11 protein-coding genes are annotated in these 14,658 nt (G+C 70.6%); 1 reads left to right on the forward strand and 10 read right to left on the reverse strand.

The window, feature by feature from the left end; all coding sequences use genetic code 11:
- Positions 1-174: 174 nt before the first annotated feature.
- The 10 genes from ABZ919_RS24845 to rsmH form a co-directional block, all read right to left on the reverse strand.
- A complete protein-coding gene (locus tag ABZ919_RS24845) occupies positions 175-969 on the reverse strand; it encodes an FtsQ-type POTRA domain-containing protein (RefSeq protein WP_361251719.1) in 795 nt (264 codons plus the stop codon).
- A 26-nt stretch (positions 970-995) separates the two neighbouring features.
- Positions 996-2,084 carry an undecaprenyldiphospho-muramoylpentapeptide beta-N-acetylglucosaminyltransferase gene (murG, locus tag ABZ919_RS24850; protein ID WP_361251721.1) on the reverse strand — a complete coding sequence of 363 codons (1,089 nt, stop codon included), beginning with the start codon at positions 2,082-2,084 and terminating at the stop codon, positions 996-998.
- Between the two features lie 6 nt (positions 2,085-2,090).
- Complete coding sequence (gene ftsW / locus ABZ919_RS24855) at positions 2,091-3,458, reverse strand: putative lipid II flippase FtsW (protein ID WP_361251724.1); 1,368 nt, start codon at positions 3,456-3,458, stop codon at positions 2,091-2,093.
- Between the two features lie 68 nt (positions 3,459-3,526).
- Entirely contained in the window at positions 3,527-4,963 is a 1,437-nt protein-coding gene (gene murD, locus ABZ919_RS24860) for a UDP-N-acetylmuramoyl-L-alanine--D-glutamate ligase (RefSeq protein WP_361251727.1), read from the reverse strand.
- Positions 4,945-6,018 carry a phospho-N-acetylmuramoyl-pentapeptide-transferase gene (gene mraY, locus ABZ919_RS24865; protein ID WP_361251730.1) on the reverse strand — a complete coding sequence of 358 codons (1,074 nt, stop codon included), beginning with the start codon at positions 6,016-6,018 and terminating at the stop codon, positions 4,945-4,947. Before mraY ends, murD begins: the two co-directional genes overlap by 19 nt.
- Entirely contained in the window at positions 6,015-7,430 is a 1,416-nt protein-coding gene (gene murF, locus ABZ919_RS24870; protein WP_361251732.1) for a UDP-N-acetylmuramoyl-tripeptide--D-alanyl-D-alanine ligase, read from the reverse strand. The genes mraY and murF overlap by 4 nt, the downstream gene beginning before the upstream one ends.
- Before the next feature lie 28 nt (positions 7,431-7,458).
- The gene (locus ABZ919_RS24875) at positions 7,459-8,979 is read right to left on the reverse strand and encodes a UDP-N-acetylmuramoyl-L-alanyl-D-glutamate--2,6-diaminopimelate ligase (RefSeq protein ID WP_361251735.1); all 1,521 of its coding nucleotides are present in this window, start codon (positions 8,977-8,979) and stop codon (positions 7,459-7,461) included.
- Between the two features lie 166 nt (positions 8,980-9,145).
- A complete protein-coding gene (locus tag ABZ919_RS24880; protein ID WP_361251738.1) occupies positions 9,146-11,110 on the reverse strand; it encodes a penicillin-binding transpeptidase domain-containing protein in 1,965 nt (654 codons plus the stop codon).
- Positions 11,111-11,333: 223 nt separating this feature from the next.
- Positions 11,334-11,939: a septum formation initiator family protein gene (locus ABZ919_RS24885; RefSeq protein WP_361251741.1), complete on the reverse strand. Its 606-nt coding sequence runs from the start codon at positions 11,937-11,939 to the stop codon at positions 11,334-11,336.
- Positions 11,940-12,444: 505 nt separating this feature from the next.
- Positions 12,445-13,401 (reverse strand): 16S rRNA (cytosine(1402)-N(4))-methyltransferase RsmH, encoded by a 957-nt coding sequence (gene rsmH / locus ABZ919_RS24890; protein ID WP_361251743.1) that lies wholly within the window; start codon positions 13,399-13,401, stop codon positions 12,445-12,447.
- Between the two features lie 419 nt (positions 13,402-13,820).
- Between rsmH and ABZ919_RS24895 the strand changes: the two genes are divergently transcribed.
- Positions 13,821-14,369 carry a carbonic anhydrase gene (locus ABZ919_RS24895; RefSeq protein ID WP_361251745.1) on the forward strand — a complete coding sequence of 183 codons (549 nt, stop codon included), beginning with the start codon at positions 13,821-13,823 and terminating at the stop codon, positions 14,367-14,369.
- Positions 14,370-14,658 lie beyond the last annotated feature (289 nt).

Genomic DNA, 14,658 nt, shown 5'->3' on the forward strand with positions numbered 1-14,658 from the left:
ACCCTGAAGTTTAGGGTTACCAGTGTGTCTGTTCCCTGAAGTCTTCTGAACAGGACACTAAGTCGACAAGTGGCGCCCGTTCAACGAACACGCCGAACCTCCCGTTTTTCTTTTCACCCTATGTGATCAGCCATAGCAGTGCCCAACCAGGGTGCTGGCCTGCGCTGATGTGCGTCAACTCCCCGATGACGCAGGGGCGGTGGGAACGCTGACATCGAAGTGCCGCGCGCCGGGAGCTGCTTTCATGAGAGCTGCGAGGGTCCGCGCCTTGAGGCGGCCGTTCTCGGCACTCCCCCACGCCACCGTGCGGCCGTCGGCCAACTGCAGCGAGATGTCGTCGTAGGAACGGACTTGGACGTTCCGGGTGTCCTTCGCCACGGCGGCCGGCAGGGCCCTGGCGACCCCGACCGCCTCGCGCACCAGCCGGTCGGTGCCGAAGCGGCGGTAGCTCGCGGCGCCCGATCCCGTGCGAGAGACGGACAATTCCAGCGTCGGAACGGCATTCGGGGCCTGCGGAACCGTGGCGAATCGGACGCCCTCGTCATCGACTTCGACGAAGTTCGCGCCCTTTCGGACAAGGAGAACCGGGGTCCGTTCGGTCACTTTCAGCCCGATTCCATGGGGCCAGGACCGGACCACGTCAATAGTGTCAATCCGGGGCAATTTACGACGAAGTCGGGCTTCGATACCATCGGTGTCCACGGAAATCATCGGCGCCCCGACCGGCACGGCCGCCGCGTCCCGCACCTCGGCGGGGGTCAGTACGCGCGCGCCGGAGACGGAGACGCGCTCGACGCGCAGCCATGTGGAGCCGTACAACGCCCAGACGGAACCGGCTCCGAGCAGCACCAGAAGAACCGCCAGGATGATGATCCTACGAAGGCGGGGGCTTCCTGGCCCACGGACGAGCGGCGGGCCGGACGGGTCCTGCTGGCGTTCACCGCGTTCGGCGGTGGTCGGTCCGGCCACGCTCACTGCCCTTTCGTCATACGGTCCTAACGGCGTGAGGCGATCGCCTCGTACACCATGCCGACGAGCAGTTCGTCGGCGTCCCGTCGGCCGAACTCGCTTGCCGCGCGGGACATCTCGTACAGCCGGTGCGGGTCGGCGAGCACGGGCAGGACGTTCTGCTGCACCCACTCGGGCGTGAGTTCCGCGTCGTCGACGAGGAGCCCGCCGCCGGCCTTCACCACCGGCTGGGCGTTGAGCCGCTGTTCGCCGTTGCCGATGGGCAGCGGGACGTAGGCGGCCGGGAGTCCGACGGCGGAGAGTTCGGCGACGGTCATCGCGCCCGCACGGCAGAGCATCATGTCCGCCGCGGCGTACGCCAGGTCCATCCGGTCCAGGTAACTTACCGGGACATAGGGGGGCATACCCGGCATCTGATGCACTTGCGGCAGTTCGTTCTTCGGGCCGACCGCGTGCAGGATCTGGATGCCGGCCTGCTGCAGCCACGGGGCGACCTGCTGGACCACCTCGTTGAGGCGCCGGGCGCCCTGGGAGCCGCCGGAGACGAGCAGCGTGGGCAGGTTCGGGTCGAGACCGAAGCGGTGGCGGCCCTCGGGGCGCGCGGCGGCGCGGTCCAGCGTGGCGATGGAACGGCGCAGCGGGATGCCGATGTAGCGGGCGTCACGCAGCTTGCTGTCCGGCGTGGAGACGGCGACCCGGGCCGCGTACCTCGAGCCGATCTTGTTGGCAAGTCCGGGCCGGGCGTTGGCCTCGTGGATCACGATCGGCACGCCGAGCCGCTTGGCGGCCAGATAGCCGGGCAGGGCGACATAGCCGCCGAATCCGACCACCACGTCCGCCTTGGTGCGCTCCAGGATCTGCTCGGCGGCCTTGATGGTGCCGCGCAGCCGGCCCGGGACGGTGATCAGCTCGGGGGTGGGCTTGCGGGGCAGCGGCACCGCCGGGATCAGCGCCAGCTCGTAGCCCCGCTCCGGGACGAGCCGGGTCTCCAGGCCGCGCTCCGTGCCCAGGGCCGTGATTCCCACGGTCGGGTCCTGCCTGCGCAGGGCGTCCGCGAGGGCGAGCGCGGGCTCGATGTGGCCGGCGGTCCCCCCACCGGCGAGTACGACATGCACCGAAATTCACCGCTCTCCGGACGAACGCGCCGCCGAGGCACGCCGTCGCATCGTGTTCCATCTCCGAGGCCCCCGCTCGGCACCGGAGCCTCCCGCCCGCTTTCTACCAAAGCGAGGTTGCCGCATCGCAAGCGCTGCCCGCGCAGCGGGCTCGTCGCGCGCGAAGGCGATCAGCAACCCGATGGCGAACATGGTCGGCAGCAGGGCGGATCCTCCGTAGGAGAACAGCGGGAGGGGGACGCCGGCGATCGGCAGCAGACCGAGCACCGCACCGATGTTGATCACCGCCTGGGCGGTGATCCAGGTGGTCACGCCTCCCGCGGCATACCTCACGAAGGGGTCCTCCGTGCGTCCGGCCACGCGGATACCCGCATAGCCTAGAGCCGCGAACAGGGCGAGCACCGACAGCGTCCCTGCCAGACCCAGTTCCTCACCGGTGACGGCGAAGATGAAGTCGGTGTGGGCTTCCGGGAGTTGTCCCCATTTTTCCACACTCGCACCGAGACCGGATCCGAAGATTCCGCCGGAGGCGAGCGCGTAGATTCCGTGCACGGCCTGCCAGCAGTCGGCGCCGCCCGCCCGGGGCTCGGTGGCGCCGATGCAGGAGAGCCGGGCCATGCGGTTGGGGCTGGTCTTGATGAGGACGAAACCGATCAGCGCGGCGATCTGCAGCACCATCGCGAACAGTCTCGTCGGCGCACCGGCGAGCCACAGCAGACCGAACAGGATCGCTGTGAGAATGATCGCGGTGCCCATGTCGCCGCCGAGCATGATCAGCCCGAGCAGCAGAAAGGCGACCGGCACCAGCGGCACCAGCATGTGCTTCCACTGGTTCAGCAGCTTCCTCTCCTGCTTGCGGGCGATCAGGTCCGCGCCCCAGAGCACCAGGGCGAGCTTGCCGAACTCGCTGGGCTGGATCTGGAAGGAGCCGCCGAGGGAGATCCAGTTCTGGTTGCCGTTGACCGCCATCCCTATCCCGGGAACCTGCACCAGGGCCATGAAGAAGACGGCGATGGCGAGGATCGGGTAGGACAGCGCCCGGTGCAGTTTCACCGGCATGCGGGAGGCCGCGAACAGCAGTACGCCGCCGAGCACGGCGGCCAGCAGCTGCTTGCGGAAGAAGTACGACCCCGGCAGGGACATCTGCAGCGCGGTGATCTGGGAGGCCGAGTAGACCATCACCAGGCCCAGCACGATGATCAGCATGCTGCCGCCGAGGATCAGGTAGTAGGCGGTCAGCGGCCGGTCCCAGGCCTTCCGCACGCGGACGAACAGCCGCTGGACCGGATGGTCCCCCGGCGGGCGCGGGGCGGGGGGACGGGGACGCCGGGACGCCCGCTGCACGGGCGGCTTGCCGGTACGGCTACTGGGCATCGGCGCCTCCACTGAACGTCGACCGTCCCACGCGTCCCTCCCAAGATCCGCCCGGCGGGCGGCCGGGGTCAGGCTCCGAGTTCGCGGACAGCCGCCGCGAACACGTCACCGCGCTGGTTGTAGTTGGTGAACATGTCCATGGAGGCGCAGGCCGGGGCCAGCAGCACCGTGTCGCCGGGCTGAGCCAGCCGCTTCGCTTCCGTCACCGCCTGGAGCATCGCCCCAGTGTCGGTCCGGTCGAGGTCGACGACGGGTACTTCCGGGGCGTGTCGCGCGAGGGCGTCGCGGATCAGTGCCCGGTCGGCGCCGATCAGGACGGCGCCGCGAAGTCGCTTTGCCGACTTGGCGACCAGTTCGTCGAAGGCCGCGCCCTTCGCCAGACCGCCCGCAATCCATACGATCGACTCATATGACGCCAACGAGGCTTCGGCCGCGTGGGTGTTGGTCGCCTTGGAGTCGTCCACGTACGCGACACCGTCGATGTCGGCGACGTGCGCGATGCGGTGGGCGTCCGGGCGGAAGGCCCTGAGGCCGTCGCGTACGGCCGTGGCCGGCACCCCGAAGGCACGCGCGAGGGCCGCCGCGGCAAGGGCGTTGGCGACGTTGTGCGGGGCGGGCGGGTTGATGTCGGAGACCTCGGCCAGCTCCTGCGCGTTCTTCTGCCGGTTCTCCACGAAGGCACGGTCGACCAGGATGCCGTCCACGACACCGAGTTGGGAGGGCGCGGGGGTGCCGAGGGTGAAGCCGATGGCCCGGCAGCCCTCCTCGACGTCGGCCTCGCGGACCAGATCCTCGGTGAGCTTGTCGGCCATGTTGTAGACGCAGGCGACCCGATTGCCCTCGTAGACACGGCCCTTGTCGGCGGCGTAGGCCTCCATGGAGCCGTGCCAGTCGAGGTGGTCGGGGGCGAGGTTGAGGACGACCGCCGAGTGGGCGCGCAGCGAGGGTGCCCAGTGCAGCTGGTAGCTGGACAGCTCGACGGCGAGGACGTCGTACCGCTCCTCGCCGAGGACGACGTCGAGCAGTGAGACGCCGATGTTGCCGACGGCGGCCGTGCGCAGGCCCGCGGCCGCGAGGATCGACGCCAGCATCTGCACGGTCGTGGTCTTGCCGTTGGTGCCCGTGACGGCCAGCCAGGGAGCCGCGTCGGGGCCGCGCAGCCGCCAGGCCAGCTCGACGTCGCCCCAGACCGGCACGCCCGCCTTCTCCGCCGCCAGGAAGAGCGGCTTGTCGGGCTTCCAGCCGGGCGCGGTGACGATCAGCTCGGTGCCCTCCGGCAGGCAGGCGCCGTCGCCGAGACGCACGGTGATGCCGAGCGCCCGGAGTTCGGCTGCCTGTTCACGCGCGCGTGCGTCGTCGCCGTCGTTGACGACCGTGACGATCGCCCCGCGCGCGTGCAGCACCTTGGCCGCCGGGACACCGGAGACACCGAGTCCGGCGACGACGACGTGCTTGCCCTGGAAGTCGAAGAGCTCCGAGGTGGAGGTCACTTTTCTGCTGCCCATCCCGCGTAGAAGAGGCCCAGTCCGACGATCACACAGATACCCTGGATGATCCAGAACCGGACCACCACCAGGACCTCGGACCAGCCCTTGAGTTCGAAGTGGTGCTGGAGTGGCGCCATCCGGAAGACGCGCTTTCCGGTGAGCCGGAAGGAGCCGACCTGGATGACCACCGACATGGTGATGAGGACGAAGAGGCCGCCCATGATGGCCAGCAGCAGCTCGGTGCGGGAGAGGATGGCCAGACCGGTGAGGACACCACCGAGGGCGAGCGAGCCGGTGTCGCCCATGAAGATCTTCGCCGGCGAGGTGTTCCACCACAGGAAGCCCAGGCAGGCGCCCATCAGCGCGGAGGCGATCACCGCGAGGTCGAGCGGGTCGCGCACCTCGTAGCAGGCGGCCGGGTTGGTCAGGGTCTGCGCGTTGGCGCAGGACTCCTGGAACTGCCAGACGCCGATGAACGTGTAGGCGCCGAAGACGAGCACGGAGGCGCCGGTGGCCAGACCGTCCAGACCGTCGGTGAGGTTCACGCCGTTCGACATCGCGAGGATCATGAACAGCGCCCAGACGACGAACAGCACCGGGCCGATCGTCCAGCCGAAGTCGGTGATGAAGGACAGCTTGGTGGAGGCCGGGGTGTTGCCGCGCGCGTCGGCGAACATCAGCGACAGCACCGCGAAGGAGATGCCGACGATCAGCTGGCCGGCCATCTTCGCCTTGGCCCGCAGACCCAGTGAACGGCGCTTGACGATCTTGATGTAGTCGTCGAGGAAGCCGACCAGGCCCATGCCGAACATCAGGCCGAGGACCAGCAGGCCCGAGTAGGTGGGCGGGTAACCGGTGATGAGCTTGCTCAGGAAGTACGCGGCGATCGTCGCCAGGATGAAGGCGATACCGCCCATGGTCGGCGTACCGCGCTTGCTGGCGTGCTCACGCGGGCCGTCGTCACGGATGTACTGGCCGTAACCCTTCCGGGCGAGGAGCTTGATCAGCAGCGGGGTGCCGATCAGCGTCAGGAAGAGGCCAATGACTCCTGAGAACAGGATCTGCTTCATCATCGGGCGGCAACCTCGCCCTCGGCACCGGTCTCGACGAGCGCCTGGGCAACGCTCTCCAGACCCACCGAACGGGACGCCTTCACGAGCACGACGTCCCCCGGGCGCAACTCGCTGCGCAACAGGTCGATCGCCGCCTGTGCGTCGGACACGTGCACCGACTCCTCACCCCACGAACCCTCGTTATATGCGCCCAGTTGCAGCCAGGAGGCCTCAATCCCCCCGACGGCGACGAGCTTGCTGACGTTGAGCCGGACGGCGAGCCGTCCGACGGCGTCGTGCTCGGCGAGCGCCTCGTCCCCCAGCTCGGCCATCTTGCCGAGCACCGCCCACGTGCGGCGCCCCTTGCCCATGGCCGCGAGCGCCCGAAGGGCGGCCCGCATGGACTCGGGGTTGGCGTTGTAAGCGTCGTTGACGATGGTCACGCCGTCCGGGCGCTCGGTGACCTCCATGCGCCAGCGGGAGAGGGAGCCCGCCTCGGAGAGCGCGATGGCGATCTCTTCCGCGGACATGCCCAGCTCATGGGCGACGGCGGCCGCGGCGAGCGCGTTCGACACGTGGTGCTCACCGTACAGGCGCATGGTCACATCGCATGCACCGGAGGGTGTGTGAAGCCTGAAGGCCGGCTGTCCACTGTCCGTGAGTCGCACGTTCTCGGCGCGTACGTCCGCTTCGGCCGACTCTCCGAAAAGGACCACCTTCGCCTTGGTACGGGAGGCCATGGCACGCACCAGCGGGTCGTCGGCGTTGAGGATCGCGGCGCCGCCGTCGTCCGACGACGGCAGGGCCTCCACGAGTTCGCCCTTGGCCTGGGCGATCTGCTCGCGGCCGCCGAACTCGCCGATGTGGGCGGAGCCGACGTTGAGGACCAGGCCGATCCTCGGCGGGGTGAGACCGGTGAGGTACCGGATGTGGCCGATGCCGCGGGCGCCCATCTCCAGCACGAGGAACCTGGTCTCCTCGGTGGCCGACAGGGCGGTCAGCGGCAGCCCGATCTCGTTGTTGAGCGAGCCGGGAGTGAACACCGTCGGCGCCTTGCGCCGGAGCACCTGGGCGATCAGGTCCTTGGTGCTGGTCTTGCCCGCCGAGCCGGTCAGGGCGACGAGGGTGGCGCCGAGCCGCTGCACGACGTGCCGGGCGAGGGCGCCGAGCGCGGTCTGGACGTCGTCGACGACGATCGCGGGCACACCGACCGGCCGCGACGCCAGTACGGCGACCGCGCCCGCCTCGACCACCTGCGGCGCGAAGTCGTGGCCGTCCACGCGTTCGCCGACGAAGGCGGCGAACAGGGTGCCGGGCACCACCTCGCGGGAGTCCCGGACGACCGGGCCCGTGACCTGGACGGACGGGTCCGGTATGTCGTGCGTCTGCCCGCCGACGACTGCTGCGATCTCGGCGAGGGAGAGGGCGATCACAAGTTCATCCCCTGGGTCTTCTGGATTTTCATCCCTGGGTCTTCTGGATGGCTTCGCGGAGCACCTGGCGGTCGTCGAAGGGACGGATCACGCCGGCGATGTCCTGGCCCTGCTCATGGCCCTTGCCCGCGACCAGCACCGTGTCACCGGCCTCGGCGCGGCCCACGGCGGCGGCGATCGCCGCGGCCCGGTCCTCGAACAGGAGCACCTCGCCGCGCTCGTGCGCGGGCACGGAGGCGGCGCCCTGGAGCATGGTCGCGAGGATCGCGAGCGGGTCCTCGGAGCGGGGGTTGTCGGAGGTCAGCACGGCCGTGTCGGAGAGGCGGGCCGCGGCGGCACCCATCGGGGCGCGCTTGGTCTGGTCGCGGTCGCCGCCGCAGCCGAGGACCACGTGCAGACGGCCCTTGGTGACCTTGCGCAGCGCCTTGAGCACGGACTCGACCGCGTCGGTCTTGTGGGCGTAGTCCACCACCGCGAGGTAGGGCTGCCCGGCGTCCACGCGCTCCAGGCGGCCCGGGACGCCGGGGACGGCGGCGATGCCGTCGGCGGCGGCCTGCGGATCGAGGCCGGCGGCGGCGAGGGCCACGACGGCGGCGAGGGTGTTCGCCACGTTGAAGGGGCCGGCGATGGGCGACCTGGCCCGGATCCGCTCGCCGTTCGGACCCACGACGGTGAACGTCGAGTCCATGGGGCCGACCTCGACGTGCTCGGCGCGCCAGTCGGCGTCGGGGTGGCCCTCGGCGGAGAAGGTGACGACGGGGACCGTGGCCTCCTTCGCGAGCCGGCGGCCGTACGCGTCGTCCACGTTGACCACGCCGAGTTTGCTGCGTTGCGGCGTGAAAAGCTGCGCCTTGGCCCGGAAGTAGTCCTCCATGTCGGAGTGGAACTCCATGTGTTCCGGGCTGAGGTTGGTGAACACGGCGATGTCGAAGACGCAGCCGTCGACCCGGCCGAGGACCAGGGCGTGGCTGGAGACCTCCATGGCGACCGCCTCGACGCCCCGCTCGCGCATGACGGCGAACAGCGCCTGCAGGTCGGTGGCCTCCGGGGTGGTGCGCTCGGACTTGATGCGCTCGTCGCCGATGCGCATCTCGACCGTGCCGACCAGGCCGGTGGACTTCGCGGTGCGCAGCCCGCCCTCGACCAGGTAGGCGGTGGTGGTCTTGCCGGAGGTGCCGGTGATGCCGATCTGGAGGAGGTCGCGGCCCGGGTGACCGTAGATCGTCGCCGCCAGTTCGCCCATCCGTCCGCGCGGGTCGTCGACGACCAGGACCGGCAGACCGGTCGCGGTGGCGCGTTCGGCGCCCGTCGGGTCGGTGAGCACGGCGACCGCGCCGAGGCCGGCGGCCTGGGTGACGAAGTCGGCGCCGTGCAGGCGGGCGCCCGGGAGGGCGGCGTACAGGTCGCCGGGGCGGACGGCGCGCGAGTCGTGGGTGATCCCCGTGACCTCGGCGGCGGCGTCCGGAGCGGCGGCACCCAGCTGATCGGCCAGTTCCGCGAGGGGTGTGGCGGAAGCCTGAACCGGTCGCGGCGGTCCCGGGTATGTCACGGAAGCGCCCTTCTGGGTGGTTTGGGACTGATCAGCGTGTGGCACGGCGGTGAGCGTACCGGGCGTACCCGCTCCGGAGCGAAGTGAGGGGTTCTCGGTCCCGTGGTTCCCGGGGCCGGGGGTGATCGTTGTCACGAGTTCGTTCCTGGTGTTTCCGAGGTGCTGATCAGGGCTTGTAGTCGACGGGCAGGTTGGCGGGCCGCGCGCCGGTCGGCGGGACCTGGAGGGTCTTCAGGGCGAACTCCATCACCTGCTTGTACACGGGTCCGCAGATCTGGCCGCCGAAGTAGCTGCCGGAGGTGGCGTTCTGGATGGCGCAGTACACGGTGATACGGGGGTTGTCCGCCGGTGCGAAGCCGGCGAACGAGGAGGTGTATCCGTGGTACCTGCCGGTGGCCGGATCCACACGGTTGGCCGTGCCGGTCTTACCCGCAACGCGGTACCCCGGGATGCGTGCCTTGATGCCGGTGCCCTGCTCGTCGTCCACGACGGACTCCAGCATCTCGGCGACGGACCTGGCGGTCTTCTCGCTGACGACCCGTGTCTGCCTGGGTTTGGGTGCGGGGGTGAAGCGCCCGTCGGCGCCCTTCGTGCCGCGCACCAGGGTCGGCTCGATCCGGACGCCGCCGTTGGCGATGGTCGAGTACACGGAGGCGGCCTGCATCGCGTTGAGGGAGAAGCCCTGGCCGAAAGGAATCGTGTACTGCTGCGAGGTGGACCACTTCTGGTACGGCGCGAGGATGCCCGGGGTCTCACCGGGGAAGCCGAGCCCGGTGTAGCTGCCGATGCCGAACTTGTGCAGATACGAGTAGAGGACCTTGTCCGCCTCGGCCTGGGTCTTGCCGAGCTGGCCGGTGGCCAGGATCGTACCGATGTTGCTGGACTTGGCGAGGACGCCGTTCAGCGTGAGGTACCAGGTGCCGTGGTCGACGTCGTCCGCGAAGAGCCGGTCGCCGCGGTGCAGCCGGTTGGGTACGACGACGTGGGTGAGCGGGGTCGCCGCGTTCTCCTCCAGCACGGCGGCCATGGACATCACCTTGGCGGTCGATCCGGGCTCGTAGGCGTCCTGGAGGGCCGCGTTGCCCATCGCCTCCGCGTCCGCCTTCGACAGGTCGTTGGGGTCGAAGCCCGGCGAGTCGGCCATGGCCAGGATCTGCCCGGTGCGGGTGTCCTGGACGACGACGTAGCCACGGTCGGCCCTGGACTGCTTGACCTGCTGGGTGATGGCGTTCTGCGCGGCCCACTGGATGTCGCGGTCGATGGTCAGCTCGACGTCGGAGCCGGGCACGGCGGGCGTCTCGTCGGACCCGGCGGTGGGCACCTCACGCCCACCGGACTGGGCGTACCGGATCTTGCCGTCCTTCCCGGTCAGCTGCTTGTTCAGCTCCTGCTCGATGCCGCCGCCGCCCCGGCCGTCGGCGTTGACCCAGCCCAGTATCCCGGCCGCGAGATCACCGTTCGGGTACACCCGCTGGCTGCTCGGGTCGGCGAACACGCCGGCGAGCACGTTGACGGTGTTCTTGTCGGTCTCCGCCTTCTTGGCGAGCGCGCTCCTCAGGTCCTTGATCTGCTTCCAGACCTGCGGGGTCTGCCGGGTGGCGAGCCGGGCGTACCGGGAGTTCTTGTTCTGGGGCCGCAGCTTCTTCACGATCTCGGCCTGGCTCTGCCGGAGGATCGGCGACAGCAGCGCGGCGGCCTGCTCCGGCCCGTCGTCGATCTTCAGCTGTTTCCTGCTGAACATCGTCGGATCGGCCGTGATGTCGTAGGCGTCCTCGCTGACGGCGAGGGCCACGCCGTTGCGGTCGGTGATCCCGCCGCGCTCGGCGGCCAGCGTGTGTACGACGTACCGGTTCTGTTCGGCGCGCGCCGCGTACGCGCTGGCGTCGACGGCCTGCACCTGGAGCAGCCGTACGACGAAGGCGATCAGGACGAGGGTCAGCGTGAGGCTGACCAGGCGCAGCCGGGGCCGTGGGCTGCCGAGCCGGAGCGGGCGGCCGGCCGGCGGCCGTGCGCCGCTCGGCCGCCGCGCCGGACGCGCACCGGGCCCGGGCTGCCGCCGCACGGCACTGCTGGGCCGCGGCGGCTTGGCAGGCCCGGGCACACGGCGGCGCGGCGGTTCCCTGTCGGACACTTCCGTCACCTGCCGGGAGTCGGGGGAGCAATGGGCTGGGACTTCGAGAGCGGCGCCACGGCACCTGCCGGGAGTCGGCCCTGGACCCGGCGCCGCCACCGCGCCGGCAGGGCGGCGCGGACGGCACACCGGGTACGGCGGCCGCCCCGCCCCTCACCCGGGCGCAGCGCACCCGCAGGCCCGGGCACACGGCGGCGCGGCGGTTCCCTGTCGGACACTTCCGTCACCTGCCGGGAGTCGGGATCGGGGTGGAGGGGAGCGCGGGGACGGCCGCTCCCGTGGCGCCGGAGGCGGCCTGGGGCTGTCCCGGTGCCGGTGCAGCGGAGGAGGGCGCGCCGGGGACCGGGGAGACGGGCGTGGCCGGGACCGCGGAGGACGTGGCGGGGGTGGCCGGGGCCGCGGAGGGGGCCGCGGTCGGGGTCAGGGCCTCGGGCGTGGCGGGCTCACTGAAGACCGCGGGCGCCGGAGGGGCTGCGCTCGGGACGCCCTTGACCTTGCCGTCGGGGCCGAGGAAGGCCGGGTCGCCGCCGGGAACCATGCCGAGTTGGCGGGCCCGGCGCTGAAGGGCGTCGGGGGACGAGTAGGCGTCGATGTCCCGCTGGAGGGCCTGTTCCTCGTCGGTGAGGTTCTTCGTCTGCTTCTGCAGGTCGGCGAGTTTGAACGAGCCTTCACTGAGAGCGGAGTTGAGGACCAGCAGCCCGATGAGGCCGCCGCCGAGCAGCAGGACGACAAGGAGGACGAACGGCGTGCGGGCCGCCTTCGCGCGACCGGCCGGGATGAGCCGCGCGAGCCGAGCGGCCCGCCCTTTCAGCTCGGGTCTCCTGCTCACAGCTCCCCCCAGCGGGTCCGGGAGTCCTCAGGGCGCTCCCCATGGCATCGGAAATCCTGGCAGTGCTCCTGCCGGCGTCGGCAGTCCACGTGACCGCATGGTCGCACTCGGCTGCCCGGACGGCCTCGGCACTCCGCGCGGCTGGCCGGGCGGCCTCGGCGGTCCCCTCGGCTGCCCCCTCGGCCGTCCCCGTCGCTCGCCGGCTGTGACCGGCCGTCCTCGCGACTGCCGTGCCGGGTACGGCGCTCTTCGTCGCTCGCCCGCCGAGTTCGGCAGCCCTCACCGCGCTCCCCATGGTCTCGGGAGTCCTCCTGGAACGCCCGGTGCGTTCGGGAATCGCCGCTGGTGCCCGGGTGCACTCGGGCCTCCCCGCCCGTGCCCCGCTGCGCCCGGGCCTCCCCGCCGGTCCCCCTATGCGCCCGGGCCTCCCCGACGCTCTCCTCGGGGGTGCGGGAGGCCTCGGAGACCCCCCGGTGAGTTCGGGAATCCAACCGACCCGTCTCGGTCACTCGGCGTCCTCCCTGATGCGCTCGGCGCCGCGCAACCTGGCCGGCGCGGCCCGGCGGTTGTCGGCGACCTCTTCCTCGGTGGGAAGTTCGGCACCCCGGGTGAGCAGCTTGAGCCGCGGCTGGTAGCGCTCGGGCACGACCGGCAGCCCGGGCGGCGCGGTCGACGCCGCGCCGGCCGCGAACACCTGCTTGACCAGCCGGTCCTCGAGCGAGTGATACGACAGCACGGCGATGCGGCCGCCGATGTCGAGGGCCTTCACCGCCGCCGGGATCGCCCGCTCCAGGACGGACAGCTCACCGTTGACCTCGATGCGCAGGGCCTGGAACGTGCGCTTGGCGGGGTTGCCTCCGGTGCGCTTGGCGGCCTGCGGAAGAGCGTCCCGGATCAGCTCGACCAGCCGGGCGCTGTTGGTGAACGGCTCCTTCTCGCGCTCCCGCACGATCGCGGCCACGATCCGCTTGGCCTGCTTCTCCTCGCCGTACGCCCGCAGGATCCGCACGAGTTCGCCCGCCGGATAGGTGTTGAGGACCTCGGCGGCGCTGATGCCGGTCGTCTGATCCATCCGCATGTCCAGGGGCGCGTCCTGCGCGTAGGCGAAGCCGCGGTCGGCCTCGTCCAGTTGCATGGAGGAGACCCCGAGGTCGAACAGAACGCCCTGCACGCGCGCGATGCGGAGCTTTTGCAGGACGTCGGGCAGTTCGTCGTAGACGGCGTGCACGAGGGTGGCGCGTTCGCCGTAGGGCGCCAGGCGCTCACCGGACAGGCGCAGCGCCTCCTTGTCGCGGTCCAGGCCGATCAGCCGCGCCTCCGGGAACCGGGTCAGCAGCGCCTCGCTGTGTCCGCCGAGGCCCAGGGTGCAGTCGACGACCACCGCTCCCGGGCGCTCCAGGGCGGGCGCCAGCAGGTCCAGACACCGCTGGAGCATCACCGGGACGTGTCGACTCTGGCTCAAGACGGCCTCTCTCTTCCGGCGGGCCGCACGCACCGCCGGGTCCCCGCCAGCTCGTGAAGGGTCGGGCCTGCCGGCGCCGGAAGCGTCAGCCGGACCGGGAGCGGAAGGAGGCCGAGCCGTACGTACGCGCCGCGCGCGTGGGGAGACGGTCCGGGGGTGAGCCGGGGTCTCCGGGGGTTTCACCAGCAGGGAGAGCCACGTCTCCCGCTTCGCGTCACTTTAGTCCACCCTGTCTCGCGGTCAATCAACCGGCCTGCGCGTCGCCCACGGCAGCGCGGCGGGTACCGCAATTCGGCGGGATTCACCCGCCTGGAGGACGTTTGCCCTCCCTGTGGGGTAGCTCACAACAAGCCATGATGACGTTCTTTGTCCCCTCTCACAGCGGGCCAGTGCCACCCATGACCAGTAACGTCATGGGTATGACGACTTCCGCAGCAGTTCCCACTGGATCCGAAGGCGCCATAACGAACGGCGACACCGTGACCGAGCGCCTGGTCGAGGCCAACAAGCGGTACGCGGCCGAGTTCGCGGACCCGGGCATGGACGCCCGTCCCGTTCTCAAGGTCGCGGTCGTGGCCTGTATGGACGCCCGCCTCGACCTGCACAAGGCGCTCGGCCTGCAGCTCGGCGACTGTCACACCATCCGCAACGCCGGTGGTGTCGTCACCGACGACGTGATCCGCTCCCTGACCATCAGCCAGCGGGCGCTCGGCACCCGCAGCGTCGTGCTCATCCACCACACCGGGTGCGGCATGGAGTCCATCACCGAGGACTTCCGGCACGACCTGGAGATGGAGGTCGGCCAGCGTCCGGCCTGGGCGGTGGAGGCCTTCCGGGACGTCGACCAGGACGTGCGCCAGTCCATGCAGCGCGTGCGCACCTCGCCGTTCCTGCTGCACACCGACGACGTGCGCGGTTTCGTGTTCGACGTGCGCACCGGCGCGCTGCGCGAGGTCGACCCGGTCTGACCGGGCACACCGGCCGGCCGCCCCGAGAACATCCCGCCGTCGCCGTATCGAAAATGCGGTCGGAAAAGACGTAAGACCGACATCGTGCGGGCAGTTGTCCACAGGCGAGTGACACGAATCGGTAACGGCGGCAAGAATGCGGGTGTGGCGTCACGCGGAACTTTTCCCGCGTGGTGTCCGTGTTTCGGGGTGGGCCGGTTTCGCAAGCAGCGTCGGCCCGGAAAGATTGGGCCGAGGAGGGCCGGGTGTCGACCTATGACGATCCAGCGAGCCATGGGGGCGCCCCCGC

It is taken from the genome of Streptomyces sp. NPDC046759, assembly GCF_040645475.1.
GTDB lineage: Bacteria > Actinomycetota > Actinomycetes > Streptomycetales > Streptomycetaceae > Streptomyces.

Excerpts from the sequence above, each read along its gene's own strand:
- ftsW (WP_361251724.1), bottom strand. The coding sequence starts at position 3,458 with ATGCCCAGTAGCCGTACCGGCAAGCCGCCCGTGCAGCGGGCGTCCCGG.
- murD (WP_361251727.1), bottom strand. The coding sequence starts at position 4,963 with ATGGGCAGCAGAAAAGTGACCTCCACCTCGGAGCTCTTCGACTTCCAG.
- mraY (WP_361251730.1), bottom strand. The coding sequence starts at position 6,018 with ATGATGAAGCAGATCCTGTTCTCAGGAGTCATTGGCCTCTTCCTGACG.
- ABZ919_RS24895 (WP_361251745.1), top strand. The coding sequence starts at position 13,821 with ATGACGACTTCCGCAGCAGTTCCCACTGGATCCGAAGGCGCCATAACG.